The following is a 22,821-nucleotide window of genomic DNA, read 5'->3' on the forward strand; positions in this document are numbered from 1 at the left end:
AGGACGGTCATGGCCGGAAGGACGGGCGCCGCCGCGGCGCCGAAACAGGGTTTCCTGAAATCGCTGGAGATCGACACGCGGCTGCTGGGCATGATCGGCGCCTTCATCGCCGTCTGCCTGGTCTTCAACCTGATGACCGACGGCCGGTTCCTGACCGCGCGGAACATCTTCAACCTGACGATCCAGACGGTCAGCGTGGCGATCATGGCGACCGGCATGGTCTTCGTCATCGTCACCCGCCATATCGACCTGTCGGTCGGCTCGCTGCTGGCGACCTGCTCGGCGGTGATGGCGATGATGCAGACCCGCTGGCTGCCGGACATGCTGGGGCTGGAGATCGGCCATCCGCTGCTGCCCTGGCTGTCGATCCTCGCGGGCATCATCACCGGCGGCGTGATCGGCGCCTTCAACGGCTGGCTGGTCGGCTACCTGACCATTCCGGCCTTCATCGTGACGCTGGGCGGGCTCCTCGTCTGGCGCAATGTCGCCTGGTACATGACCAGCGGACAGACCATCGGCCCGCTCGACCCGACCTACGTGGCCTTCGGCGGCATCAACGGCACGCTGGGGCCGTCGCTCAGCTGGATCCTCGGGCTCGCCGCCACCGCGGCCGCGGTTTTCGCGCTGATCTCGGCACGCCGCGCCAAGGCGGGCCATGGCCAGCCGGTCAAGCCGCTCTGGGCCGAGGCGGTGCTGGCCGGGCTGATCGCGGCGGCGATCCTCGGCTTCGTCGCGGTGCTCAACGCCTATGACATTCCCTCGGCGCGGCTGGCGCGGATCTTCGAGGCCCGCGGCGAAACCATGCCCGAGGGCTACGCCGAGGGCTACGGCATTCCCTATTCGGTGCTGCTGCTGATCGTCATCGCCATCGTCATGACGGTGGTGGCGCAGCGCACGCGGCTGGGGCGCTACATCTTCGCGACCGGGGGCAACCCGGATGCGGCGGAGCTGTCGGGGATCAACACGCGGCTGCTGACCGTCAAGATCTTTGCCATCATGGGCGTGCTCTGCGCGCTCGCGGGCATGGTCGCCTCGGCGCGGCTGGCCAACCACTCGAACGACATCGGCACGCTCGACGAGCTCAGGGTGATCGCGGCGGCGGTGATCGGCGGCACGGCGCTGTCGGGCGGTATCGGCACCATCTACGGCGCGATCCTCGGCGCGCTGATCATGCAGTCGCTGCAATCCGGCATGGCCATGGTCGGCGTCGACGCGCCCTTCCAGAACATCGTGGTCGGCGGCGTGCTGGTGCTGGCCGTGCTGATCGACATCCTCTACCGCAAGCGCACGGGAGCCCGCTGATGAGCATCGACCGCACAGGCACGCCGCTGGTGGAAATGGACGACATGTGCATCGCCTTCGGCGGCGTCCATGCCGTCGACCATGTCAGCGTCAATCTCTGGCCCGGCGAGGTGGTGGGGCTGCTCGGCCATAACGGCGCGGGCAAGTCGACCCTGATCAAGATCCTCTCGGGCGCCTACCGCGCCGACAGCGGCACGATCCGCATCAATGGCGAGGAGGCGCATATCCACAATCCGCGCGACGCGCGGCGCTACAACATCGAGACGATCTACCAGACGCTGGCGCTGGCCGACAACCTGAACGCCAGCGCCAACCTGTTCCTGGGGCGCGAGCTGGTGACGGCGACGGGGCTGGTCGACGATGCAAGGATGGAGGCGGAGACCGCGAAGATCATGGCGCGGCTCAACCCGAATTTCCGCAAGTTCCGCGATCCGGTCAGCGCGCTCTCGGGCGGGCAGCGGCAATCGGTGGCGATCGCGCGGGCGGTGTATTTCAATGCGCGCATCCTGATCATGGACGAACCGACCGCCGCATTGGGGCCGCACGAGACCCAGATGGTGTCCGAGCTGATCGAGGAGCTGAAGCGCCAGGGGATCGGCATCTTCCTGATCAGCCACGACATCCATGACGTGATGAAGCTTTGCGACCGGGCGAGCGTGATGAAGAACGGCCAGCTGGTCGGCACCGTGGATGTCGCGAAGGTCACCGATGACGACCTCCTGGGGATGATCATCCTCGGCAAGCATCCGGGCGAGCATGCGGCGGCGTGACCGAGGCAGGGGGGAACCGAGGGTTCCCCCCTGACCCCCCTCCTGCCGCCGGCTGTCGACCTTCCGGCCGCGGTCGGGTAGGGCGGGGCGAGCCCCGACGGAGGACGCCCCATGACCAAGCTCTACATTGATGCAGATGCCTGCCCGGTGAAGGCCGAGGCGGAGCGGGTGGCGACACGGCTGAAGGTGCCGATGCTGCTGGTATGCAATGGCGGGCTGCGGCCGTCGCAGAACCCGCTGGTGGAGCTGGTCATCGTGCCCGACGGGCCGGACGTCGCCGACCAGTGGATCGCGGAGCGCTGCGGCCCGGGCGATGTCGTGGTGACCGCCGACCTGGTGCTGGCCGACCGCTGCCTCAAGGCCGGTGCGGCGGTGATCCAGCATGACGGCGAGGTGCTGAGCGCGGCCAATATCGGCGGGCGGCTGGCGACCCGCGACCTGATGGCGGACCTGCGTTCTCGCGGAACTGCCGGCGCAGTGCAGCGGCGTGCTCGCCGCTCCATGACCGGCATGATCAGGGCCGCCCTGGCGGCGGCCGCGCTGGCTTTCGGTGCCGGTCCCGCCGCCGCCGCGCCGAAGCTCGACCATGTCGGCAACTTCGTCTGGAAGAACCCCGAGGCCACAGGGCTCTCGGGGATCGAAGTGTCGGATGACGGCAATACCTTCATCACGATCTCGGACCGCGGCAGCCGCATCGACGGCAATTTCCGCCGAGAGGACGGCCGGATTGCCGCCGTCATCGCCCGTCCCGCGGTGCCGCTGCGCAAGCGCAACGGCGAGCCGGCGACCGAAAACGCGATGGATGCCGAGGGGCTGGCCTGCCGGGTGGTGGAACTCGGGGCGGCCTGCAACGTGTCCTTCGAGATCATCCACCGGGTGGTGCATTTCGACGGGCCCGACGCGGCCGCGCGGAACTGGCCGCGGCCGGAGGCCTTCCGCGAGCTGCAGAGGAATTCCGGGCTGGAGGCGCTGGCCCTCGACCCGCAGAACCGGCTGGTGGCGATCCCGGAGCGCTCGGGCGCGCTCGACCGTCCGTTCCCGGTCTACCGGCTGGAGAACGGCGCCTGGACCGTGCCCTTCACCCTGCGCCGCGATCCGCCCTTCCTGCCGGTCGGCGCGGATTTCGGCCCGGACGGCAAGCTCTACGTGCTCGAGCGGCATTTCACCGGCTTCGCCTTCCAGAGCCGGGTGCGGCGGCTGACGCTCGACGGCGACCGCGTGGCGAAGGAAGAGACGCTGATGTCCACCTTCCCGTTCCAGCACGACAATCTCGAAGGCATCGCCGTCTGGCGCGAGCCCGGAGGCGCGATCCGGCTGACGATGATCTCGGACGACAACGAGAACGTGTTCCAGCGCACCGAAATCGCCGAATACCGGCTGGTTGAATGAGGCGGGCGGCACCTTGCGCCGCTTCGCGCGTTTCCCTTGGGGCCGGCTTGGCCTAGGAAGGGACACGGAAAGGCAGGGACCCGGACATGCTGCACGTCACCGACAAGATCGCGATCCAGGACTGGGAGATGACCGAGGTCTTCACCCGCTCCTCCGGGCCGGGCGGGCAGAACGTCAACAAGGTCTCGACCGCGGTCGAGCTGCGCTTCGAGGCGGCGCGCAGCCCGTCGCTGCCGCAGCCCGTGAAATCGCGGCTGAAACGGCTGGCCGGCCGGCGCTGGACGCTCGATGGCGCGGTGATCATCCGGGTGGAGGACACCCGCAGCCAGGCGCGCAACCGCGAGATCGCCAAGGAACGGCTGGCCGAGATGATCGAGAAGGCCACGCATGTGCCGAAGCGGCGGATTCCGACCAAGCCCACCAAGGGCAGCCAGCGGCGGCGTATGGATGCCAAGACCGCGCGCGGACAGGTCAAGAGCCTGAGGGGAAGGGTGGCCGACGATGACTGAGACGCTGGCGGAGCGCCGCGCGCGGCTGATGGGGCCGAACGTGCCGACCTTCTACGAGGACCCCGTCCACATCGTCCGCGGCGAGGGCGTCTGGCTCTGGGACAATCATGGCCGCCGCTATCTCGACTGCTACAACAACGTCCCCCATGTCGGGCATTGCCACCCGAAGGTGGCCGAGGCGATCGCCCGGCAATCGGCGCGGCTGAATACCCATACCCGGTACCACCACACGCTGATCCTCGACTATATCGAGCGGCTGACTGCCACGATGGGGCACGGGCTGGGCCAGATGATCCTGACCTGCACCGGCTCCGAGGCGAATGACGTCGCGCTCAGGATGGCGCAGGCGGTGACCGGCAAGCGCGGCATCATCGCCACCGACAACACCTATCACGGCAACACGCTCGCCACCTCGCAGCTCTCGACCCGCCGTCCGCCGATCGGCGGCTATCCCGGCCATGTCCGGCTGGTGCCCGCGCCCAGCTCGACCGATCCGCTGGGCGGCTCGATGGAGGCGCAGCCGCAGGCCTTCGCCGACGGGATCGCCCGGGCCATTGCCGAGCTCGAAGCCGAGGGCTGCGGGTTCTCCGGCATGATGCTCTGCCCGTCCTTCGCCAACGAGGGCCTGCCCGCGCTCGCTCCCGGCTTCTTCGATCCGGCGGCGGAGGTGATCCGCAAGGCGGGCGGGCTGATCCTCTGCGACGAGGTGCAGCCGGGCTTCGGCCGGCTCGGCAGCCATTTCTGGGGCCATGAGCGGATGGGCTTCGCCCCCGACGTGGTCACGCTGGGCAAGCCGATGGGCAACGGCTATCCGGTGGCGGGCGTCGTGGCGCGGCCCGAGATCATGGCCGCCTTCCGCGGCGCCTTCGGATATTTCAACACGTTCGGCGGCAATCCGGTCGCCTGCGCCGCCGCGATGGCGGTGCTCGACGTGATCGAGGAGGAACGGCTGATGGCCAATGCCGCCGCGGCCGGGGCGCATGCGCTCGACCGGCTCGAGGAGCTGTCGCATCCTATGATCGCCGAGGCGCGCGGCACGGGGCTGTTCTTCGGGCTCGAGCTGGCACAGCCGGACGGCAGCCCGGCGACGGCCTTCGCGGCGGCGGTCACCGAGGAAATGCGGCGCCGCGGGGTGCTGCTCAACCGGATCGGACGCGACATGAACATCCTGAAGATGCGCCCGCCCATGCCCTTCACCCCCGAGCATGCGGATATCGCGGTGAACGTGCTGGGCGAGGTTCTGGCGGAGCTGCCCCATGACGGATGAGCTGATCGCACAGGCCGTCGCGGCGGCCGGGGCCTGGGGCGGACTCGCCGGCCCGCCCGAGCTGATCCAGGCCCGCGAAAACGTGGTGTTCCGCGCCCGGCTGGCCGACGGCACCGAGGTCGCGCTCCCGTCGCCGCTGCGGTGCCTGCCGCCCCGGCCACGAAGCGCGAGCGGCGGATGATGCGGCGCGGGCTGGCCTTCGTGGCGCCCGCCGCGCTGCTGATGCTGGCGATCTACATCGTGCCGGTTCTGGTTCTGGCCGGGTTCAGCGTCACCGACTACCGGCTGGGCGCGCTCGACTGGGGCTTCGTCGGCACCGGCAATTTCGCGCGGGCCTTCTCCGATCCGGTCTTCCTGCGCGCGCTCGCGAACACGCTGATCTATGCGGCCATCGTCATTCCGGCGGGGGTCGGGCTGGCGCTCGGCGTGGCGCTGCTGGTCCATGGCACCAAGCGCACGCGCGGGTTTTGGGAGGTCGCGTATTTCCTGCCCGTCACCGCGACGCTCGTCGCCATGGCGACGGTCTGGCAGTTCCTGCTGCATCCCTCGCTCGGGCCGGTCAATGCCGCGATCCGCTGGCTCGGCTTCGAGCCGGTCTCCTTCCTCGCCGATCCGGCGCTGCTGATCCCGACCATGGCGCTGATGGGGGTCTGGCAGGTGCTGGGCTTCAACATGGTGCTGTTCCTCGCCGGGCTGACCGCGATCCCGAAGGACCTGACCGAGGCCGCGCGGCTCGACGGCGCGAAGTCGCCGATCGACCGCTTCCTGACCGTGACCTGGCCGATGCTGGGGCCGACGACGATGTTCGTCGTGGTCACCACCTCGATCTCGGCCTTCAAGGTGTTCGAGCAGGTCGCCGTGCTGACCAAGGGGCGGCAGGGCTCCGAGACGCTGCTCTACGCGATCTACCTCGAAGGCTTCGAATACGCCGAGACCGGCTATGCCGCCGCGCTGACGCTGATCTTCCTCGCCCTCGTGCTGATCCTCTCGGTCGGCCAGACCTTCAAGCTCGACCGCAAGGTGCATTACTGATGGCCCGCTACCTTCCGCATGTGGTCCTGGCCCTCGGGGCCTTCCTGATGCTGCTGCCCTTCTACTGGATGGGACTGACCGCGATCCGCTCGCCGTCGGAGATATTCGACATCTCGCTCTGGCCGGTCCCCGACCAGTTCTCGGCGGCGCGCAATTTCGGCAAGGTCGGCGAGCGCGTGCCGATGGGGCGGTTCATGCTGAACGGCGTGATCGTCTGCGCGGGCATCCTGATCGTGCAGATCCTGACCGCGGTGCCGGCCGCCTATGCGCTGGCCAAGCTGAAATTCCCGGGCCGCGGCGTGTTCTTCGCGCTGGTGGTGGGGGCGCTCTGCGTGCCGATGCAGGCGCTGGCGCTGCCCCTTTTCGTCGGCCTGGCGCAGCTGAAGCTGCTGAACACCTATTTCGCGCTGATGGTGCCGTTCTTCCTGTCGGTCTTCGCCATCTTCCTGTTCCGCCAGTCCTTCCGCTCCTATCCCGACGAGATCATCGAGGCCGCACGGCTCGACGGCTTCTCGGAATTCGAGATCTGCTGGCGGCTGGTGCTGCGCGGCTCGCTGCCGTCGCTGGCCGCCTTCTCGATCTTCTCGGTGGTGGCGCATTGGAACGACCTCTACTGGCCGCTGATCGTGGTGCGCGACACCGCTCTGGCGCCGCCGCCGCTGGGGATGCTTTATTTCTCCGACGCGGAATCCGGCGCCGATTACGGCGCGCTGATGGCCGGCGCGGCGCTGGTCACCGCGCCGATGGTCCTGTGCTTCCTGCTGGCGCGCCGCCAGTTCATCGCCGGCATCACCATGACCGGGGTCAAGTGACCCCGGCCCGCCTTTCCCTCTCCTTCCCAACGACGAAACGGAGCCTCCGCATGTCGATCCTTTCCCGCCTCCTGACCGGCGCCGCCGTTCTGGCCGTGCTGCCTGCCGCCGTCTCGGCCGAGCAGGTCACGCTCAACGTCCTCTACAACCTGCCGGGCTTCACCCGCTTCCACCAGCCGATCGCCGAGGCCTTCATGGAGGCCCATCCCGACATCAAGATCGAGTTCCAGGCGCCCGCCGTCGCCTATAACGAGGGCCACCAGCAGGTGCTGCGCTCGGCGGTGACCGGCGACATGCCGGACGTGTTCTTCTCGGGCTACCACCTGCTGAGCGAACTGGTCGAGACGCTGGAGCCGCGCGGCCAGATCACCCCGATCGAGGGCTTCGTCGCGCAGGAAGACGCGGCCTGGGTCGACGAGAACTACTCGCCGAAGATGTATGCGCTCGGCAATATTGGCGGCACCCAGTGGGGCCTGCCGGTCAACGCGTCCTCGCCGATCATGTACGTGAATGCCGATCTCGTCCGCCAGGCGGGCGGCGACCCCGGGCACATGCCCGATACCTGGCCGGAGCTTCTGGACCTCGCCGTCAAGATCAACGCGCTCGGCGACAACATCGCGGGCATGGCCTATGACATCGGCGGCTGGCCGGATGACTGGCTGTGGCAGGCGATGGTCTACCAGCAGGGCGGCCAGCTGACCGATCCCGAGACCGGCCGCGTCGCCTTCGACAACGAGATCGGCCTGAACGCGCTGAACTATTTCCGCGCCTTCGTCACCGATGCCGGCCAGCCGGTGCTCGACTGGGACCAGTCGCGCCAGCAGTTCGGCGCAGGGCTGACCGGCCTGATCTTCTCGACGCCGGCGCATGTGCAGACCATCGAGGAACTGGTCGGCGACCGCTTCGAGCTGGCCACCACCACCTTCCCGATCGACGACAAGGAAAACGGCGGCGTGCCGACCGGCGGCAACGCGGCGGTGATCCTGACCCAGGACGCGGCCAAGCAGGATGCGGCCTGGGAATACCTCAAATGGGTCACCGGCCCCGAGGCGCAGAACATGATCGTGCGCATCACCGGCTATCTGCCGACCAACAAGCGCGCCACCGGCGAAGAGTTCCTGGCGCCCTATTACCGCGAGCACCCGAATGTCGAGACCGCCTCGCACCAGGCCGACCGCTCGCAGCCCTGGGCCGGCTATCCCGGCGGCGACAGCGTCCGCATCTGGCGCACCCAGCGGGACATCATCGCCCAGGTGATGCGCGGCGAGATTTCCTCGGAAGAGGGCCTTGCGCAGATCGTCTCGGCGACCAATGGCCTGATGAACTGACCCTGCGCTCCGGGCGGCGCCCTGCCGCCCGGAGCCCCTGCCGCAGCCGCGGCCGACCAACGGACCTCCTCCCCCATGCCGCTTTCCTCCCGCCTTTCCGCCGGCGCGCTCGCGCTCGGCCTGGCCACGGCCGCCCAGGCCGAACCCGTCGCCCTCGAGGTGCTCTACAACCTCCCCGGCTTCACGCGCTTCCACCAGCCGCTGGCCGAGGCCTTCATGGAGCGCAATCCCGACATCAGGATCGAGTTCCGCGCCCCCGCCGTCGCCTATAACGAGGGCCACCAGCAGATCCTGCGCTCGGCGGTGACCGGCGGCCTGCCGGATGTCTACTTCTCCGGCTACATGCTGCTCGGCGATCTCGTCGCCACGCTCGCGCCGCGCGGCCAGATTGCCAGCCTCCAGCCCTTCCTCGAGGCCGAGCCCGCCGGCTGGGCCGCGGAGAACTACGCCCCGTCGATGCTGTCGCTCGGCCAGATCGGCGGCGAGCAATGGGGCCTGCCGGTCAATGCGTCCTCGCCGATCATGTACGTGAATGCCGATCTCGTCCGCCAGGCCGGGGGAGATCCCGAGGCCATGCCCGACACCTGGCCGGAGCTTTTGGACCTCGCCGTCAGGATCAACGGGCTCGGCGACAGCATCGCGGGCATCGGCTACGACGTTTCGGGCTGGCCGGATGACTGGCTGTGGCAGGCAATGATCCTGCAGCAGGGCGGGCAGATGACCGATCCGGTGACCGGCCAGGTCGCCTTCGACAACGAGCTCGGCCTGAAGGCGCTGACCTATATCCGCGATTTCGTCTCGGAGGCGGGACAGCCGGTGCTCGACTGGGACCAGTCGCGCCAGCAATTCGGCGCCGGGCTCACCGGCATCATCTTCTCGACCCCCGCCCATGTGCAGACCGTCGAGGAGCTTGTCGGCGACCGGTTCGAGCTGGTGACCGACACCTTTCCGCTCGATGACAAGGAGGCAGGCGGCGTGCCCACGGGGGGCAACGCCGCGGTGATCCTGTCTGAGGATGCCGGAAAGCGCGCGGCCGCGTGGTCATACCTCAAATGGGTCACCAGCCCCGAGGCGCAGGACATGATTGTGCGCATCACCGGCTATCTGCCGACGAATGTCCGCGCCACCGGCGAGGACTACCTGGCGCCCTACTATGCCGAGCATCCGAACACCGAGACCGCTGCCCGCCAGGCCGGCCGGGCGCGGCCCTATCTGGGCTATCCCGGCGGCGACAGCGTCCGCATCTGGCGCGCCCAGGCGGAGATCATCGCCCGGGTCCAGCGCGGCGAGCTGAGCCCCGAAGACGGCTTGGCCGAACTGGCCGCCGCCACCGGCAGCATGATGAACTGACCCAGAATTCCGGCCGCCCGGCTGCGGGCGGCCGCGATGCCACGGAAGAAAAAATGAAAATCATCCAGATCACCGACACCCATCTCGTCCCGCCGGGCGAGAGCCTCCACACGCTCGATCCGGCGGAGATGCTGCGCCGGGGCATCGCCCATGCCTGCGAGCACCATGCCGATGCCGACCTGCTGGTCGTGACCGGCGACCTGTGCAACGACGGCGACCCGGAAGCCTATGCGCTCCTGCGCGAGATCCTGGCGCCGGTGCGCTGCGGGATCCGCCTGCTCCTGGGCAACCACGACGCGCGCCCGGCCTTCCGGGAGGCCTTCCCGGACCAGCCCGTGACCGCGTCGGGCCATGTCCAGAGCCATCTCGACACGCCGCACGGGCGGCTCCTGTTCCTCGACAGCCACGAGCACGGATTCATCGGCGGCCGGTTCTGCGAGGCGCGGCTCGGCTGGCTGCGCGAGGCGCTCGCGGGCGCGGGCGACCAGCCGGTGACGGTCTTCATCCATCACCCGCCGGTGCATCACGGACTGGCGCATTTCGAGCATATCGGCCTGCATGACGCGCCCGCGCTGATGGACTGCCTCGCCAGCCATGGCCCCGGCGTGCGCCACATCGTCTTCGGCCATATCCATGTGCCGCTTTCCGGCACCAGCCCCGAGGGCATCGCCTTCAGCTCCGGCCAGGCGATGTCGCACCGTTTCATCACCGCGATTGACGAGCCTGCCCCCTGTTGGACCGGCGGCAACCCGACCTACCGGGTGATCCAGATCGACGCAAACGGCTTCCGCGCCTATGGCGCCGAGGCCGGGCAGGAGGTCCTGGTCCGGGCCGAGGCCTGCGCGGGGCCGTGACCGGGAAAGCGCCGGGCCTGCATCCGCGGGCCCGGCACGGCCGTCATTTGATGGCCAGCGGCGTGCCCGGCGAGCCGGTCGCGCCGGCAAAGGGCACCGGGCTGAAGATGTAGGTGAAGACATAGGTGCGGTCCTCGGACAGTTCCGAGAGGACCATGCTTTCCTGCGCGACGATGCCGTGGCGGGTCTGCAGGAAGGAATGCACGCAGACCGAGCAGTCCGGATCGGAGGACGGATAGGCCTCGATCGCTAGGTTGTCTGCGCCGGTCAGGCCGGCCTGGACCTCCTCGGCGACCCAGCGCGCCACTTCCATGCCGATCCCCGGCGAATGCCCGCCATAGCTCTCCGCGTCGGTCCAGTGCCGTTCCCAGCCGGTGCGGAACAGGAGCGCGTCGCCCGGCTGGAATTCGAATTCCGCCATGTCCTGCGCCGCCAGCGTGTCGCGGATGTCGGCCATGGTGATCTCGTAGCCGTCGGGCAGGGGGCCGCCCTTGGCGGCGGCGACGTCGAGCAGGACGCCGCGCGCGACGATCGGGTGCAGCTTCTCGATGCCGAGCTTTTGCAGCCCGTAGGAGCCCTTGCCGCCATCCCACATCTCGGCAGAGGTGAAGCCGTTGTAGAACCGGGTCTCGTTCAGGTCGCCGGCCTCGCCGATCTGGATGCCGCTATGGGCCAGGCCGTCGAACTGGGTGCCGATCTGGCCGAGCTCGCCCGCGACGTAGTCGTCGTTGTAGACGAAGCCGTTCGCCCCCGAGGCACCGATCGTCGGCATGCCGGGCACGCGCATCACGAAGCTGCGCGCCCCGAAGAACGGCATGTCGGGCGAATAGGCATGGCCGAGCCGGTAGACCTTCTCGCCGGTCGAGGCCGAGAGCGCGCGCTGCAGCACCTCGGGCTGGGTGTACCAGTTGGTCGAGCCCGCCTCGTCTTCGCCGCCCCAGAGCGGGTTCGGCCACCAGGCCGAGCCGATCGGCGTCTCCATCGTGTCGCCGTCGACCCAGGGCTTGCCGAGGCAGCCGTCCCAGCTGCCCGGGCCGCAATCGGATTGGGCCTGGGCCAGCGTGCCCGCGGCGCAGGCCAGCACGCCCGCGACGAGGGCGGCAAGCCGGGAATTGCTTCGGTGAATCGGGCACCTGCGCGGCGGCCGCGGCGGCGGAGACCGCAAGCACCGCGGCTGCCGCGCGGATCACTGGCCGGACTCCAGCAGGGCGTCGCCCATGTCGTTGACCAGCGGCACGCCCGCCCCGGCCAGGATGGCGTTGATCTCGCCCTGGTTGCGGCGGATCAGCGAATTGAGCTTGTGCTCGAAGGTCTTGTCGCCCGGCCGCACGCCCATGGTGATGCGGAAGAACAGCCGCGGCGGCAGGGTCTCCCCGAGCAGCGGAATGACCTTGAGGCCGGGATGGTCCGACTTGGCCAGCGGTCCCCAGAGCACGGCGGCATCGGTTTCGCCCGCATCGACATCGTCGAGCATGTCGAGCGCCGGAGATTCCACCCGCCGGTCAACCGTCAGGTTATAGGCCTTCGCCTTGCCGATCAGCCCGTTGCGGGCCATGTGCGTGGCCGGCGGGCTGCCGGCGATCACGCCGATCCGCAAGCCCTGCAGCCGCGGGTCCGAGAGCGTCGCGACATCGGCCAGCGGGCCGTCCGCGGGCACGGCCAGGGCGTAGGCCGAGGTCATGTAGTGGTTGGTGTTCTGCACCAGCTCGTGGCCCTGGGCATAGCCGATCACCACGTCGCATTTGTTGGCGCGCAGAGTGTTGCGGATGAAGCCCGTCGCCATCGGAAACCAGGCGTATTGCACCGGCAGGCCGAGCTCCGCGGCGAAGAGCTCCGCCAGCCGGTTCTCGTAGCCCTCGCCCCTGTCATTCGACATCGGCAGGTTGGCCGGATCGGCGCAGACCCGGAAATGCGTGGTCGAGACCAGGTCCGTGACCTGCCCCTGCGCCGCCCCGGCCGCGAGGGCCAGGCCGAGCGCGGCGGCGGCAAGCGGCTTACATGCCAAGGCAGGCCTCCTCGGCCGCGCGGATATCGTCGGATTTGTCTTCGCGGCCGCCCGGACGGCCGCGCGGAACGACATCGGCACCGCGCGCCTTCAGGTAGACATAGATGTCGTCGATGTAGCACATCACGTTCGGGTTGTCGCCGAAGGCGGGCATGACCGAGTTCTCGGCCGCATTGACCTTCTGGCGGCCATTGGTGACCACGTCGAGGAAATCGTAGTAATCCATGTCGACCGCCGATTCCTTCAGCGCCGGGGCATAGGACGAGCCCTCGCCCTCGGGGCCGTGGCAGACATGGCATTCGGAATGGTAGCGGCGGAAGCCGGAATAGGTCAGCCAGTCCACCGTTCCGTCCTCGCCCACATTGTAGGTCGGGACGTCGTCCTCGGTATAATACCGGCCACCCTCTTCATAGGCGGCGGTCAGGTTGTCGACTTCCTGTGCGGCAGCCGGTCCGCCCAGGGCGGCCACGGCAAGACCGGCGGCGAGAACGCTTACGGTAAACTTCATGATGCGATCCTGTGTATGGGGGCTGGCCGGCACGCGCGATGGCGTGCCGGCCGACTGAAGGGGCGTCGCCCGCGATCAGTCCGGCAGGGCGAAGACGGTCAGCTGTCCGCCGAGCGCGGTGTAGTCGCTCAGCGAGGAATAGCCGCCCACGGCGCCCAGGCCGTCATTCGGGTTGGTGAGGCCTGCCGCCAGGCCGATCCCGGCCCAGCCGCCGACGCCCGAGAGCACCGCGACATACTGCTTGCCGTCCTGCTCGTAGGTCATCACGTTGCCGATGATGCCCGACGGGGTCTTGAAGCGGTAGAGCTCGTCGCCGGTCTCCGCATCGACGGCCTTCAGGTAGCCTTCCAGCGTGCCGTAGAACACCACGTCGCCCGCGGTGGCCAGGGCGCCCGACCAGACCGAGAACTGCTCGGGGATCGACCACTTGATCTCGCCCTTCAGGTTGTCCCAGGCGATGAAGTTGCCCATGCCGCCATGGCTGTCAGGCGCCGGATACATCGCGAGGGTCGCGCCGACATAGGGCTGGCCCGCAGTGTAGCTCACACGGAACGGTTCGTAATCCATGCAGACATGGTTGGTCGGCACGTAGAACATCTGGGTGTCGGGATGGTAGGCCGCCGGCTGCTGGTCCTTGGAGCCGAGCGCCGCCGGGCAGATGCCGGTCGAGTTGACGTCCTCGCCGTTCTGCTCGGTCGAGTATTCCGCCACCACGGCCGGACGGCCATAGGTCTCGGAATTCGGGTCCATGTCGACGCCGCTGGTCCAGTTCACCGCCGGATCGTATTTCTCGGCCAGCAGCAGCTCGCCGGTGACGCGGTCCATCGTATAGGCCAGGCCGTTGCGGTCGAAATGGGTCAGGAGCTTGCGCATTTCGCCATCAACTTCCTGCTCCGTCAGGATCATTTCGTTGATGCCGTCATAGTCCCATTCGTCATGCGGGGTCATCTGGTAGACCCACTTGGCCATGCCGGTATCGGCGTCGCGGGCGAAGATGGTCATCGACCACTTGTTGTCGCCGGGACGCTGCGCCGGGTTCCAGGTCGAGGGGTTGCCCGAGCCGTAATAGATCAGGTTTTCCTCGGCGTCATAGGAATACCAGCCCCAGGTGGTGCCGCCGCCGATCTTCCACTGGTCGCCTTCCCAGCTGTTGAGCGAGCTGTCGGCGCCCACAACCTTGCCGAGTTCGGTGGTCGTCTCCGGGTCGAACAGGATCTGGTCGTCCGGGCCGGTGGAATAGGCCCGCCAAGCCATTTCGCCGGTTTCCATGTCATAGGCGGTGACATGGCCCTGCACGCCGAATTCGCCGCCCGAGATGCCGACGATGATCTTGTCGCCGACCGGCATGACGGTCGCGGTGTTCGTCTCGCCCTTGGCCGGGTCGCCGTTCATCACGCCCCAGAGTTCCTCGCCGGTCTCGGCATCGAGCGCGACCACGCGGGTATCGGCCTGGTGCAGGAAGATCTTGCCGTCGCCATAGGCCACGCCACGGTTGACGGTGTCGCAGCACATCACGCCGATCACGTCGGCATTCTGCTTCGGCTCGTATTTCCACTTGATCCGGCCGTCATTCGCCAGGTCGAGCGCATAGACGATGTTCGGGAACGGGGTGTGGACATACATCGTGTCGCCGACCACGAGCGGCGAGCCTTCGTGGCCGCGCAGGACGCCGGTCGAGAACGTCCAGGCGACCTGCAGGTCGTCGACGTTGTCCTTGTTGATCTGGTCTAGCTTGGAGAACCGCTGGTTCTTGTAGTCGCCGGTCTGCAGCACCCACTGCTCCGGCTTGTCGATTTCGGCCTGCACGCTTTCGCTGGCCATAGCTGCGCCGGCCGCGGTCATCGCGAGCACGGACGTCAGGGTCATGAACGTCTTCATTGCTACCTCCCAAAACGGTGTGTCCCTGCGTGCCGGCCTTGGATGCCCACCATAGCATCGTCTGCTCTTGTTCGGCGCGAGGGCTCCCCCAATGCAGGCTCCTCTCCTGCGGGCGGGGGCATTAAGAAATCGTGACTGTCCTCCTTGGTGCGGGTCCCGGCGGCTGTCGGAGCCGCCGGGAAGGTTAAGCTTGTCCTGCGGCCTTACTGGAAGGTCGCGAGATAGGCGATCACGTCGGCGCGCTCTTCATCCTTGCGCAGGCCGGCGAAGGCCATCTTGTTGCCCGGGATGAAGCCCTTCGGATCGGCCAGGTAGGCATCGAGCTCCTCGACCGTCCAGACATGGCCTTCGGCGCCTTTCGCGGCCATGGCGTCGGAATAGTTGAAATCGGCGACGGCGGCAGTGGTCCGCCCGACGATGCCGTTCAGTTCCGGCCCGACCTTGTTCTTGGCGCCCTCGCCGACGGCGTGGCAGGCCATGCACTTGCGGAACACCTTCTCGCCCTTGGCGGCATCGCCGTCCTGGGCGGCGGCCGGCAGGGCAAGGCTCAGGGCTGCAAGGGAAAGGGCGAAGATCTTGGCTGTCATGGTCAAGTAGTCCTTTTCTGGCTCAGACCGCTCCGAGACGCTCAGCGTGCCACTTCACGTGGTCCTCGGCAAACGTCGAGATGAAGTAGTAGCTATGGTCGTAGCCCGGCTGCAAGCGCAGGATGCCGGGCTGGCGGCGGCGGCCCATCGCGGCGGCAAGCGCCTCGGGGCGGAGCAGGTCCAGGAACTGGTCCGAAGCCCCCTGGTCGATCAGCAGCTCGCCCTTCCAGCCGCGCTCCTCGAGGAGGATCGAGCTGTCATGCATGGCCCATCCCGCTTCGTCCTCGCCCAGATAGGCCGAGAGCTGCTTGCGGCCCCAGTCGGACTGGGTCGGGTTGGCGATCGGCGCGAAGGCCGAGAGCGAGTCGTAGTTGTCGGGGTTCCGCAGCGCGACGGTCAGCGCGCCATGTCCGCCCATCGAATGGCCGGTGATGCCGTGGCGGCCGTTCACCGGGAATTCCTTCGATACCAGGGAATATAGCTCGTCGGTGACGTAATCCCACATCCGGAAATGCGGCGCCCAGGGATCGCGCGTCGCGTTGACGTAGAACCCTGCGCCCTGCCCCAGATCATAGGCATCGTCATTGGCCACCCCCTCGCCGCGCGGCGAGGTGTCGGGGAAGACGACCGCCAGCCCGTGCTTCGCGGCATGCTCCTGGAAGCCGCCCTTGGTCATGGCGTTCTCGTGGGTGCAGGTCAGCCCCGAGAGATACCACAGGCACGGCACCGGCCCCTGCTTGGCCTGCGGCGGCAGGTAGACCGCGAAGGTCATCTCGCAGGAGGTGGAACTGGCGGCGTGCTTGTACACGCCCTGCACGCCGCCGAAGCTCTTGTTTTCCGAGACGATCTCGAAAGCCATCAGTACTGCACCACCGCGCGGATGGATTTGCCGGCATGCATCAGGTCGAAGCCCTTGTTGATGTCTTCCAGCGGCAGGACATGGGTGATCATCGGATCGATCTCGATCTTGCCTTCCATGTACCAGTCGACGATCTTCGGAACGTCCGTGCGGCCGCGCGCGCCGCCGAAGGCGGTGCCGCGCCAGGACCGGCCGGTGACCAGCTGGAACGGACGGGTCGAGATTTCGGCGCCTGCGGGCGCCACGCCGATGATGATGCTCTCGCCCCAGCCCTTGTGGCAGGCCTCGAGCGCGGTGCGCATCACGTTCACGTTCCCGGTCGCGTCGAAGGTGTAGTCCGCGCCGCCCTTGGTCAGGTTGACGAGATACGGAACCAGGTCGCCCTCGACTTCCGCCGGGTTGACGAAATCGGTCATGCCGAAGCGCTTGGCCATCTCGACCTTGGCCGGGTTCAGGTCGACGCCGACGATCTGGTCGGCCCCTGCGAGGCGCAGGCCCTGGATCACGTTCAGGCCGATGCCGCCCAGGCCGAAGACGATGGCGCGGCAGCCGATTTCCGCCTTGGCGGTGTAGAGCACGGCGCCGATGCCGGTGGTCACGCCGCAGCCGATGTAGCAGATCTTGTCGAAGGGCGCGTCTTCGCGGACCTTCGCCAGGGAGATCTCCGGCAGCACGGTGTAGTTCGAGAAGGTCGAGCAGCCCATGTAGTGCAGGATCGGCGTGCCGTCGAGCATCGAGAAGCGCGAGGTGCCGTCGGGCATCAGGCCCTGGCCCTGGGTCGAGCGGACCTTCTGGCAGAGGTTGGTCTTCGGGTTGAGGCAGTATTCGCACTCGCGGCATTCCGCGGTGTAGAGCGGAATGACATGGTCGCCGGGCTTCAGCGATTTGACGCCGGGGCCGACCTCGACCACCACGCCAGCGCCCTCATGGCCCAGGATCGCCGGGAACAGGCCCTCGGGATCGGCGCCGGAGAGCGTGAATTCGTCGGTGTGGCAGATGCCGGTGGCCTTGATCTCGACCAGAACCTCGCCCTCTTTCGGGCCCTCGAGGTTCACGTCCATCACTTCGAGCGGTTTGCCGGCCTCGATGGCCACGGCTGCTTTGGTGCGCACGTTTCTCTCCTTCATGGCCGCTAGGGGCGGCCTTTACTGATTGACCAAGACGGTAGAGCCGCGGCTTGGCCGGAACAATTCATACCTTCGGATGTGCCATGGCATACAAGCTGCCGATGGACACGTCCCTGCAGCTTGGTATCCTCTGCGCGGGGGAGGCAAAAGAATGATTGCGAAATATTTTCCGAGCTTTGCGACAGCGGCGGTGCTGGCGGCGGCAGGCGCCGCGACGTCAGCCCAGCCCGCCGCGGATCCGGACTGGCCCTGCATCCAGCGCAAGGTGGAGCAGCTCTCGCCGGGGCTGATGTGGCCGCATCCGATCCCGGAGATCAAGCTCGACCCGGCCACGGCCGAAGCCGCGCAGGAGGTGATCGACCGGCTGGTGCTCAGGCGGATGCCGCTCGAGGAGGCGCAGCCCGCGCTCGACAGCTTCGCCGAAGCCCATGGCCGCAGTCCCGAGATGATGTCCCATCTCTTCGGCGAGAGCTTCGGAACCCTGTCGCATCTGCGCACGCGGATCATGAAGGGGATCGAGGACTACGCCCGGAGCCAGATCGCGCTGTCGAAGCGGATCGACGCGGCGCGCAGCGAGATGGACGCGCTGATGGCCGCGGACGATCCCGATTTCGACCGGGTCGACGCGCTCGAGGTGCAGATCGACTGGGACGAGCGCATCTTCACCGACCGGCAGCGCTCGCTGACCTATGTCTGCGAGACGCCGGTCCTGCTGGAGAAGCGGCTCTACGGCATCGCGCAGATGCTGCAATCCGAAATCGAGAGCTGAGCCCGCGGGCTCACTCCCATTCCAGCTCGGCATAGGCGACGGTGGCGTTGCGCGGATTGTTCAGGCCGAACATCTCCCAGTTCTCCGCCTCCGAGGCCGCCACCGTGGCGGTCGCCTCCGCCATCCGCAGCCCCCGGTCGATCGCCGCGCGGGTATCCGCCGCCAGCACGTCGAGATAGCGCATGAGCGGCGCCGCGCCGCCGGCGGCCTGACCCTCGCCGACCTCGCCGAGCCCGCGCCGCTCGAGGCGCCCTTCCCCGTCACCTGCCGCGCCGCCGACATCACCGACCGCGCCGCGCTCGACGCGCTGGTGACGCCCGAGACCCAGGTGATCTTCCACCTCGCCGCCGTCGTGTCCGCCCATGCCGAGGCAGATTTCGACGCCGGCATGCAGGTCAATCTCTTCGGCACGCTGAACCTCCTGGAACGCTGCCGCGCGCTCGGCACCTGCCCGGTCGTGGTCTTCACCTCCTCGCTGGCAGTGTTCGGCGGCGAGGTCCCGGATCCGGTCACCGACTGGACGATCCCGAACCCGCAGACCTCCTACGGCGCGCAGAAGGCAATCGGGGAACTCCTGCTCAACGACTATTCGCGCAAGGGCTATGTCGACGGCCGCGGCTTCCGCCTGCCGACCATCGCGGTGCGTCCGGGCAAGCCGAACCGTGCCGCCTCGTCCTTCATGTCCTCGATCATCCGCGAACCGCTGAACGGCGAGCCGGCCGTCTGCCCGGTCGATCCCGACTTCGAGCACTACTATCTCAGCCCGCGCCGCTGCGTCGAAAACCTGATCAAGGGCGCCGAGCTCGACGCTGCCGCGCTGGGACAGCAGCGCTGCATGATCATGCCCGGACAGCGCCTGTCGATCCGCCAGATGATCGACGCCATGACCGAAGTCGCGGGACCGGCCCCCGCCAAGCTGATCCGCTGGGAGAAGCAGCCCGAAATCGAGGCCATCGTGAAGGGCTGGCGCTACGACTACCGGCCGCAGAAGGCGCTGGATCTGGGGCTTGCCGCCGATGCCGGTTTCGCCGAGAACGTGGGCTTCTATCTCGAGGACGACACGCCCGCCCCATGACCGGCCTGCCCCGCCTGGACCCGATCGACCAGAAGCCGCGCTACCGCCTCGTCGCGGAGCGCATCGCCGCGCGCATCCGCGCGGGCGACTACCCGCCCGGCACCAAGATGCCCGCCGACAAGGACCTGGTGGAGCAGCTGCGCGTCAGCCGCACCACCATCCGCGAGGCGATGATCGCGCTGGAGCTGATGGGGCTCGTTGTGACCCGCTACGGGGCCGGCGCCTTCGTCGCGCAGGCGCTGCCGCCGGAACCGGCGGAGACCGCGACCCTGCCGGGCTTCTTCGAGCTGGTCGAGGCACGCCATGCCTTCGAGCCCGAGATCGCCGCCATCGCCGCGGGGACGCTCGATGCCGGGCAGATCGACCGGCTGCGGGCCTGCATCGAGGGGATGTGCGACGAGGCCGCCACGCTGGCGGAATGGGAGGCGCAGGACCGCGCCTTCCACCTGACGGTCGCCGAAGCCACCGGCAACGCCTTCTTCGTGCAGATCGTCGGCGAGTTCTGGCAGGCCCGACAGCAATTCCCGGAATGGACGCGCCAGAACAACCGCCAGGGGCCGGACGACATCGCGCAATTCTCGCGCGGCGAGCACGAGGCGATCGTGCGGGCGCTGGAGGCGGGCGATGCTGCGGCGGCGCGGGCGGCGATGCAGCTGCATTGCCGCAATTCCGGACTGCCGCTGCTCGAGCGCTGGCGCCGCCTCGAAGAGGCCGGCACATCCCGGCGCGGCGCAATCCGGCGGCAGTGGCGCGGGTCAGGCGGGACAGGATGGGGGCGGCTTTGTCCAAGGGACGGCTCCGGTCGGTGGCGGCGGCTGGCGACAGATGGGCCGGATGGCGGGCAAAGTGCAACCCCGGCCCGGGGTCTGCCTTGCCGCACCGGCCCGGCGGGGCGGCTTGCATTGGCCCGGCATCTTGCCCAAGATGCATGCCGGACAGAAGATCAGGACCCAAGCATGCGCCCAGCCGACCGCAAGCTCGACGATGCCGCCCGCGCGGCCTGGCTGGCCTATATCGGCGGCATGAAGCAGGACGAGATCGCCGCGGTGATGGGGATCTCCCGCCAGTCGGCGCAGCGGCTGGTCAGCCAGGCGATGAGCGCGGGTCTGGTCAAGGTGCGCATCGACCATCCGGTGGCGCGCTGCCTGGAACTGGCCGAGCGGCTGCGAGACCGCTTCGGGCTGGGCCTTTGCGAGGTCGTGCCCACGCTCGGGCCGGGCGAGGGGGCCGGGCGAGGCGTCGCCCATGCCACGGCGGATATCCTGGAAAGCTGGCTGACGCGGGAGGCTCCGGTCGTGATCGGGCTCGGCACCGGGCGGACGCTGCGCTCGGCGATCGAGGAGCTGCCGCATCTCGACTGCGCCCAGCACAAGATCGTGTCGCTCACGGGAAACATCTCGCCCTCGGGTTCCACCGCCTATTACAACGTGCTCTTCACCGTCTCCGACAAGGTCAGCGCGCCGACCTATCCGCTGCCCCTGCCGGTGATCGCGGCAACGCGGGAGGAGCGTGACCTGCTGCTCGGCCAGGCGACGCTGCGGGCCAACCGCGAACTGGTGCGCGAAACCGACGTGCGCTTCGTCGGCATCGGCCAGATGCTGGAGACGGCGCCCCTGGTGCTCGACGGCTTCATCACCGGAGCAGACCAGGCGCGGCTGGTTGCCAAGGGCGCGGTCGGCGAGATCACTGGCTGGGTCTATGACCGCGACGGGCGGCTGGTCGAGGACGAGACCAACGGGCGGGTCAGCTCGGCGCCGCTTGTCGCGGGCAGCGACGCGCCGATCATCGCCTGCGCCTGGGGGCCGGGCAAGGTCGAGGCGATCCGCGGCGCTCTGACCGGGCGCTTCGTCAACGGGCTCGTGACCGACGAGCGGACGGCCGAGTCGCTGCTCTGAGCCCGGACCGGGCCGTCTCGCGGCAGTTTTAGCCAGATCTCAACAAACTGATTTCACAAGGAATCCGGTGTTTTCGCACCGGAATTGCCGCGCTGCGGAGAGTTTTCCCTGTTGACCGTTCGTCAAACCGTGTGAATAAATGCCCACAAGCAAGGCAAAAGCTCATTCTTGGGAGGAGAGTAATGACTGCTTCGATCCGCGCCCTTCTGGGGGCCACGGCGCTCTGCGCTGCGGGCCTTCCGGCGGCAGCCGAAACCACCCTGACCATCGCAACCGTCAACAATGGCGACATGATCCGCATGCAGGGGCTGGCCGCCGACTTCACGGCCAAGCATCCCGACATCAAGCTCGACTGGGTGACGCTCGAGGAAAACGTGCTGCGCCAGCGCGTGACCCAGGACATCGCCACCAAGGGCGGACAGTTCGACGTGATGACCATCGGAACCTACGAGGTTCCGATCTGGGCCAGGCAGGACTGGCTCGAGCCGCTGACCGGGCTCAGCGACGACTATGACGCGGGCGACATCCTGCCGGCGATCGCGGGCGGGCTCAGCATCGACGGCACGCTCTATGCCGCGCCCTTCTACGGCGAAAGCTCCATGGTCATGTACCGCAAGGACCTGATGGAAGCGGCCGGGATGCAGATGCCCGAGGCGCCGACTTGGGACGACATCGCCAAGGCGGCCGAGGCGATGACCGACAAGGACGCGGAGATCTACGGCATCTGCCTGCGCGGGAAAGCGGGGTGGGGCGAGAACATGGCCTTCCTGACCGCCGCCGCAAACTCCTTCGGGGCGCGCTGGTTCGACATGGACTGGAAGCCCCAGTTCGATGGCGAGGCCTGGAAGACCACGCTGACCACCTATCTGGACCTGATGAACAATTACGGTCCGCCCGGCGCCTCCTCGAACGGCTTCAACGAGAACCTGGCGCTGTTCCAGTCGGGCAAATGCGGCATGTGGATCGACGCCACCGTGGCGGCCTCCTTCGTGACCAACCCGAACGACTCCACCGTCGCCGACAAGGTCGGTTTCGCGCTCGCGCCCGATGCCGGGCTCGGCAAGCGCGGCAACTGGCTCTGGGCCTGGACGCTGGGCATTCCGGCCGGCACCGATGCGCCGGAGGAGGCCAAGACCTTCATCGAATGGGCGACCTCCAAGGCCTATCTGGAGCTCGTCGCCGAGAAGGAAGGCTGGGCCAACGTGCCTCCGGGAACCCGCACCTCGCTCTACGAGAACCAGGCATATCTTGAGGCCGCGCCCTTCGCCGAGATGACGCTGAAATCGATGGAAGCCGCCGACCCGACCAATCCGGCGGTCGATCCGGTGCCCTATACCGGCGTGCAGTTCGTCGCGATCCCGGAATTCCAGGGCATCGGCACCGCCGTCGGCCAGCAGTTCTCGGCTGCGCTCGCGGGCCAGGTCACGGCCGAGCAGGCGCTGGCCAATGCCCAGGCCCTGACCGAACGCGAAATGAAGCGCGGCGGCTACATCAAGTAAACCGCG

22 protein-coding genes and 1 pseudogene are annotated in these 22,821 nt (G+C 68.0%); 16 read left to right on the forward strand and 7 right to left on the reverse strand.

Annotated features, from left to right (window positions below; all coding sequences use genetic code 11):
- Positions 1-9: 9 nt before the first annotated feature.
- The 12 genes and pseudogenes from C7T91_RS04815 to C7T91_RS04865 all read left to right on the forward strand — a co-directional run bounded on the left by C7T91_RS04815 (position 10) and on the right by C7T91_RS04865 (position 10,613).
- Entirely contained in the window at positions 10-1,302 is a 1,293-nt protein-coding gene (locus C7T91_RS04815; RefSeq protein WP_108258199.1) for a sugar ABC transporter permease, read from the forward strand.
- Complete coding sequence (locus C7T91_RS04820; RefSeq protein ID WP_108258200.1) at positions 1,302-2,072, forward strand: ATP-binding cassette domain-containing protein; 771 nt, start codon at positions 1,302-1,304, stop codon at positions 2,070-2,072. The genes C7T91_RS04815 and C7T91_RS04820 overlap by 1 nt, the downstream gene beginning before the upstream one ends.
- 111 nt (positions 2,073-2,183) lie before the next feature.
- Positions 2,184-2,531: pseudogene (locus C7T91_RS33280) on the forward strand (YaiI/YqxD family protein); the annotation flags it as partial.
- 51 nt (positions 2,532-2,582) lie between these two features.
- Positions 2,583-3,461 carry an esterase-like activity of phytase family protein gene (locus C7T91_RS04825; RefSeq protein WP_236638042.1) on the forward strand — a complete coding sequence of 293 codons (879 nt, stop codon included), beginning with the start codon at positions 2,583-2,585 and terminating at the stop codon, positions 3,459-3,461.
- A gap of 86 nt (positions 3,462-3,547) precedes the next feature.
- On the forward strand, positions 3,548-3,970 hold the full coding sequence (gene arfB / locus C7T91_RS04830; RefSeq protein WP_108258202.1) for an alternative ribosome rescue aminoacyl-tRNA hydrolase ArfB: 423 nt from the start codon (positions 3,548-3,550) through the stop codon (positions 3,968-3,970).
- Positions 3,963-5,237, forward strand: coding sequence for an aspartate aminotransferase family protein (locus C7T91_RS04835; protein ID WP_108258203.1), 1,275 nt, complete (start codon positions 3,963-3,965; stop codon positions 5,235-5,237). Before arfB ends, C7T91_RS04835 begins: the two co-directional genes overlap by 8 nt.
- On the forward strand, positions 5,227-5,418 hold the full coding sequence (locus C7T91_RS04840) for a hypothetical protein (protein ID WP_108258204.1): 192 nt from the start codon (positions 5,227-5,229) through the stop codon (positions 5,416-5,418). The genes C7T91_RS04835 and C7T91_RS04840 overlap by 11 nt, the downstream gene beginning before the upstream one ends.
- On the forward strand, positions 5,415-6,269 hold the full coding sequence (locus tag C7T91_RS04845) for a carbohydrate ABC transporter permease (RefSeq protein WP_108258205.1): 855 nt from the start codon (positions 5,415-5,417) through the stop codon (positions 6,267-6,269). The genes C7T91_RS04840 and C7T91_RS04845 overlap by 4 nt, the downstream gene beginning before the upstream one ends.
- Entirely contained in the window at positions 6,269-7,081 is an 813-nt protein-coding gene (locus C7T91_RS04850) for a carbohydrate ABC transporter permease (RefSeq protein WP_108258206.1), read from the forward strand. Before C7T91_RS04845 ends, C7T91_RS04850 begins: the two co-directional genes overlap by 1 nt.
- A gap of 50 nt (positions 7,082-7,131) precedes the next feature.
- Positions 7,132-8,409, forward strand: a complete 1,278-nt coding sequence (locus C7T91_RS04855) for an ABC transporter substrate-binding protein (protein WP_108258207.1) — start codon at positions 7,132-7,134, stop codon at positions 8,407-8,409.
- 75 nt (positions 8,410-8,484) lie between these two features.
- Positions 8,485-9,759: an ABC transporter substrate-binding protein gene (locus tag C7T91_RS04860; RefSeq protein WP_108258208.1), complete on the forward strand. Its 1,275-nt coding sequence runs from the start codon at positions 8,485-8,487 to the stop codon at positions 9,757-9,759.
- A gap of 53 nt (positions 9,760-9,812) precedes the next feature.
- Entirely contained in the window at positions 9,813-10,613 is an 801-nt protein-coding gene (locus C7T91_RS04865) for a phosphodiesterase (RefSeq protein ID WP_108258209.1), read from the forward strand.
- Between the two features lie 43 nt (positions 10,614-10,656).
- On the opposite strand, the gene C7T91_RS04870 is transcribed toward C7T91_RS04865, so the two are convergent.
- The 7 genes from C7T91_RS04870 to C7T91_RS04900 all read right to left on the reverse strand — a co-directional run bounded on the left by C7T91_RS04870 (position 10,657) and on the right by C7T91_RS04900 (position 17,562).
- Positions 10,657-11,697 (reverse strand): cyclase family protein, encoded by a 1,041-nt coding sequence (locus tag C7T91_RS04870; protein ID WP_108258210.1) that lies wholly within the window; start codon positions 11,695-11,697, stop codon positions 10,657-10,659.
- Positions 11,698-11,799: 102 nt separating this feature from the next.
- A complete protein-coding gene (locus C7T91_RS04875; RefSeq protein WP_236637988.1) occupies positions 11,800-12,618 on the reverse strand; it encodes a substrate-binding domain-containing protein in 819 nt (272 codons plus the stop codon).
- Complete coding sequence (locus C7T91_RS04880) at positions 12,608-13,126, reverse strand: c-type cytochrome, methanol metabolism-related (protein ID WP_108258212.1); 519 nt, start codon at positions 13,124-13,126, stop codon at positions 12,608-12,610. Before C7T91_RS04880 ends, C7T91_RS04875 begins: the two co-directional genes overlap by 11 nt.
- 75 nt (positions 13,127-13,201) lie before the next feature.
- A complete protein-coding gene (locus C7T91_RS04885; RefSeq protein WP_108258213.1) occupies positions 13,202-15,004 on the reverse strand; it encodes a methanol/ethanol family PQQ-dependent dehydrogenase in 1,803 nt (600 codons plus the stop codon).
- Between the two features lie 203 nt (positions 15,005-15,207).
- Entirely contained in the window at positions 15,208-15,591 is a 384-nt protein-coding gene (locus C7T91_RS04890; protein ID WP_108258214.1) for a c-type cytochrome, read from the reverse strand.
- Between the two features lie 22 nt (positions 15,592-15,613).
- Positions 15,614-16,450, reverse strand: coding sequence for an S-formylglutathione hydrolase (gene fghA, locus C7T91_RS04895; protein WP_108258215.1), 837 nt, complete (start codon positions 16,448-16,450; stop codon positions 15,614-15,616).
- The gene (locus C7T91_RS04900; protein WP_108258216.1) at positions 16,450-17,562 is read right to left on the reverse strand and encodes an S-(hydroxymethyl)glutathione dehydrogenase/class III alcohol dehydrogenase; all 1,113 of its coding nucleotides are present in this window, start codon (positions 17,560-17,562) and stop codon (positions 16,450-16,452) included. Before C7T91_RS04900 ends, fghA begins: the two co-directional genes overlap by 1 nt.
- Before the next feature lie 166 nt (positions 17,563-17,728).
- On the opposite strand from C7T91_RS04900, the gene C7T91_RS04905 reads away from it, so the two are divergent.
- The 4 genes from C7T91_RS04905 to C7T91_RS04920 all read left to right on the forward strand — a co-directional run bounded on the left by C7T91_RS04905 (position 17,729) and on the right by C7T91_RS04920 (position 22,815).
- On the forward strand, positions 17,729-18,346 hold the full coding sequence (locus tag C7T91_RS04905; protein WP_108258217.1) for a hypothetical protein: 618 nt from the start codon (positions 17,729-17,731) through the stop codon (positions 18,344-18,346).
- Positions 18,267-19,421, forward strand: a complete 1,155-nt coding sequence (gene denD, locus C7T91_RS04910; RefSeq protein ID WP_330848805.1) for a D-erythronate dehydrogenase — start codon at positions 18,267-18,269, stop codon at positions 19,419-19,421. The genes C7T91_RS04905 and denD overlap by 80 nt, the downstream gene beginning before the upstream one ends.
- Positions 19,418-21,316, forward strand: coding sequence for a sugar-binding domain-containing protein (locus C7T91_RS38340; RefSeq protein WP_108258218.1), 1,899 nt, complete (start codon positions 19,418-19,420; stop codon positions 21,314-21,316). The genes denD and C7T91_RS38340 overlap by 4 nt, the downstream gene beginning before the upstream one ends.
- A 182-nt stretch (positions 21,317-21,498) precedes the next feature.
- Positions 21,499-22,815 (forward strand): ABC transporter substrate-binding protein, encoded by a 1,317-nt coding sequence (locus C7T91_RS04920; protein ID WP_108258219.1) that lies wholly within the window; start codon positions 21,499-21,501, stop codon positions 22,813-22,815.
- Positions 22,816-22,821: the final 6 nt, after the last annotated feature.

Source organism: Mangrovicoccus ximenensis (assembly GCF_003056725.1).
GTDB lineage: Bacteria > Pseudomonadota > Alphaproteobacteria > Rhodobacterales > Rhodobacteraceae > Mangrovicoccus > Mangrovicoccus ximenensis.

Coding starts and splice junctions, on each gene's coding strand:
- C7T91_RS04815 (WP_108258199.1), top strand. CDS start 10: ATGGCCGGAAGGACGGGCGCCGCCGCGGCGCCGAAACAGGGTTTCCTG.
- C7T91_RS04820 (WP_108258200.1), top strand. CDS start 1,302: ATGAGCATCGACCGCACAGGCACGCCGCTGGTGGAAATGGACGACATG.
- C7T91_RS04825 (WP_236638042.1), top strand. CDS start 2,583: ATGATCAGGGCCGCCCTGGCGGCGGCCGCGCTGGCTTTCGGTGCCGGT.
- arfB (WP_108258202.1), top strand. CDS start 3,548: ATGCTGCACGTCACCGACAAGATCGCGATCCAGGACTGGGAGATGACC.
- C7T91_RS04835 (WP_108258203.1), top strand. CDS start 3,963: ATGACTGAGACGCTGGCGGAGCGCCGCGCGCGGCTGATGGGGCCGAAC.
- C7T91_RS04840 (WP_108258204.1), top strand. CDS start 5,227: ATGACGGATGAGCTGATCGCACAGGCCGTCGCGGCGGCCGGGGCCTGG.
- C7T91_RS04845 (WP_108258205.1), top strand. CDS start 5,415: ATGATGCGGCGCGGGCTGGCCTTCGTGGCGCCCGCCGCGCTGCTGATG.
- C7T91_RS04850 (WP_108258206.1), top strand. CDS start 6,269: ATGGCCCGCTACCTTCCGCATGTGGTCCTGGCCCTCGGGGCCTTCCTG.
- C7T91_RS04855 (WP_108258207.1), top strand. CDS start 7,132: ATGTCGATCCTTTCCCGCCTCCTGACCGGCGCCGCCGTTCTGGCCGTG.
- C7T91_RS04860 (WP_108258208.1), top strand. CDS start 8,485: ATGCCGCTTTCCTCCCGCCTTTCCGCCGGCGCGCTCGCGCTCGGCCTG.
- C7T91_RS04865 (WP_108258209.1), top strand. CDS start 9,813: ATGAAAATCATCCAGATCACCGACACCCATCTCGTCCCGCCGGGCGAG.
- C7T91_RS04880 (WP_108258212.1), bottom strand. CDS start 13,126: ATGAAGTTTACCGTAAGCGTTCTCGCCGCCGGTCTTGCCGTGGCCGCC.
- C7T91_RS04885 (WP_108258213.1), bottom strand. CDS start 15,004: ATGAAGACGTTCATGACCCTGACGTCCGTGCTCGCGATGACCGCGGCC.
- C7T91_RS04890 (WP_108258214.1), bottom strand. CDS start 15,591: ATGACAGCCAAGATCTTCGCCCTTTCCCTTGCAGCCCTGAGCCTTGCC.
- fghA (WP_108258215.1), bottom strand. CDS start 16,450: ATGGCTTTCGAGATCGTCTCGGAAAACAAGAGCTTCGGCGGCGTGCAG.
- C7T91_RS04905 (WP_108258217.1), top strand. CDS start 17,729: ATGATTGCGAAATATTTTCCGAGCTTTGCGACAGCGGCGGTGCTGGCG.
- denD (WP_330848805.1), top strand. CDS start 18,267: ATGTCTGCGAGACGCCGGTCCTGCTGGAGAAGCGGCTCTACGGCATCG.
- C7T91_RS38340 (WP_108258218.1), top strand. CDS start 19,418: ATGACCGGCCTGCCCCGCCTGGACCCGATCGACCAGAAGCCGCGCTAC.
- C7T91_RS04920 (WP_108258219.1), top strand. CDS start 21,499: ATGACTGCTTCGATCCGCGCCCTTCTGGGGGCCACGGCGCTCTGCGCT.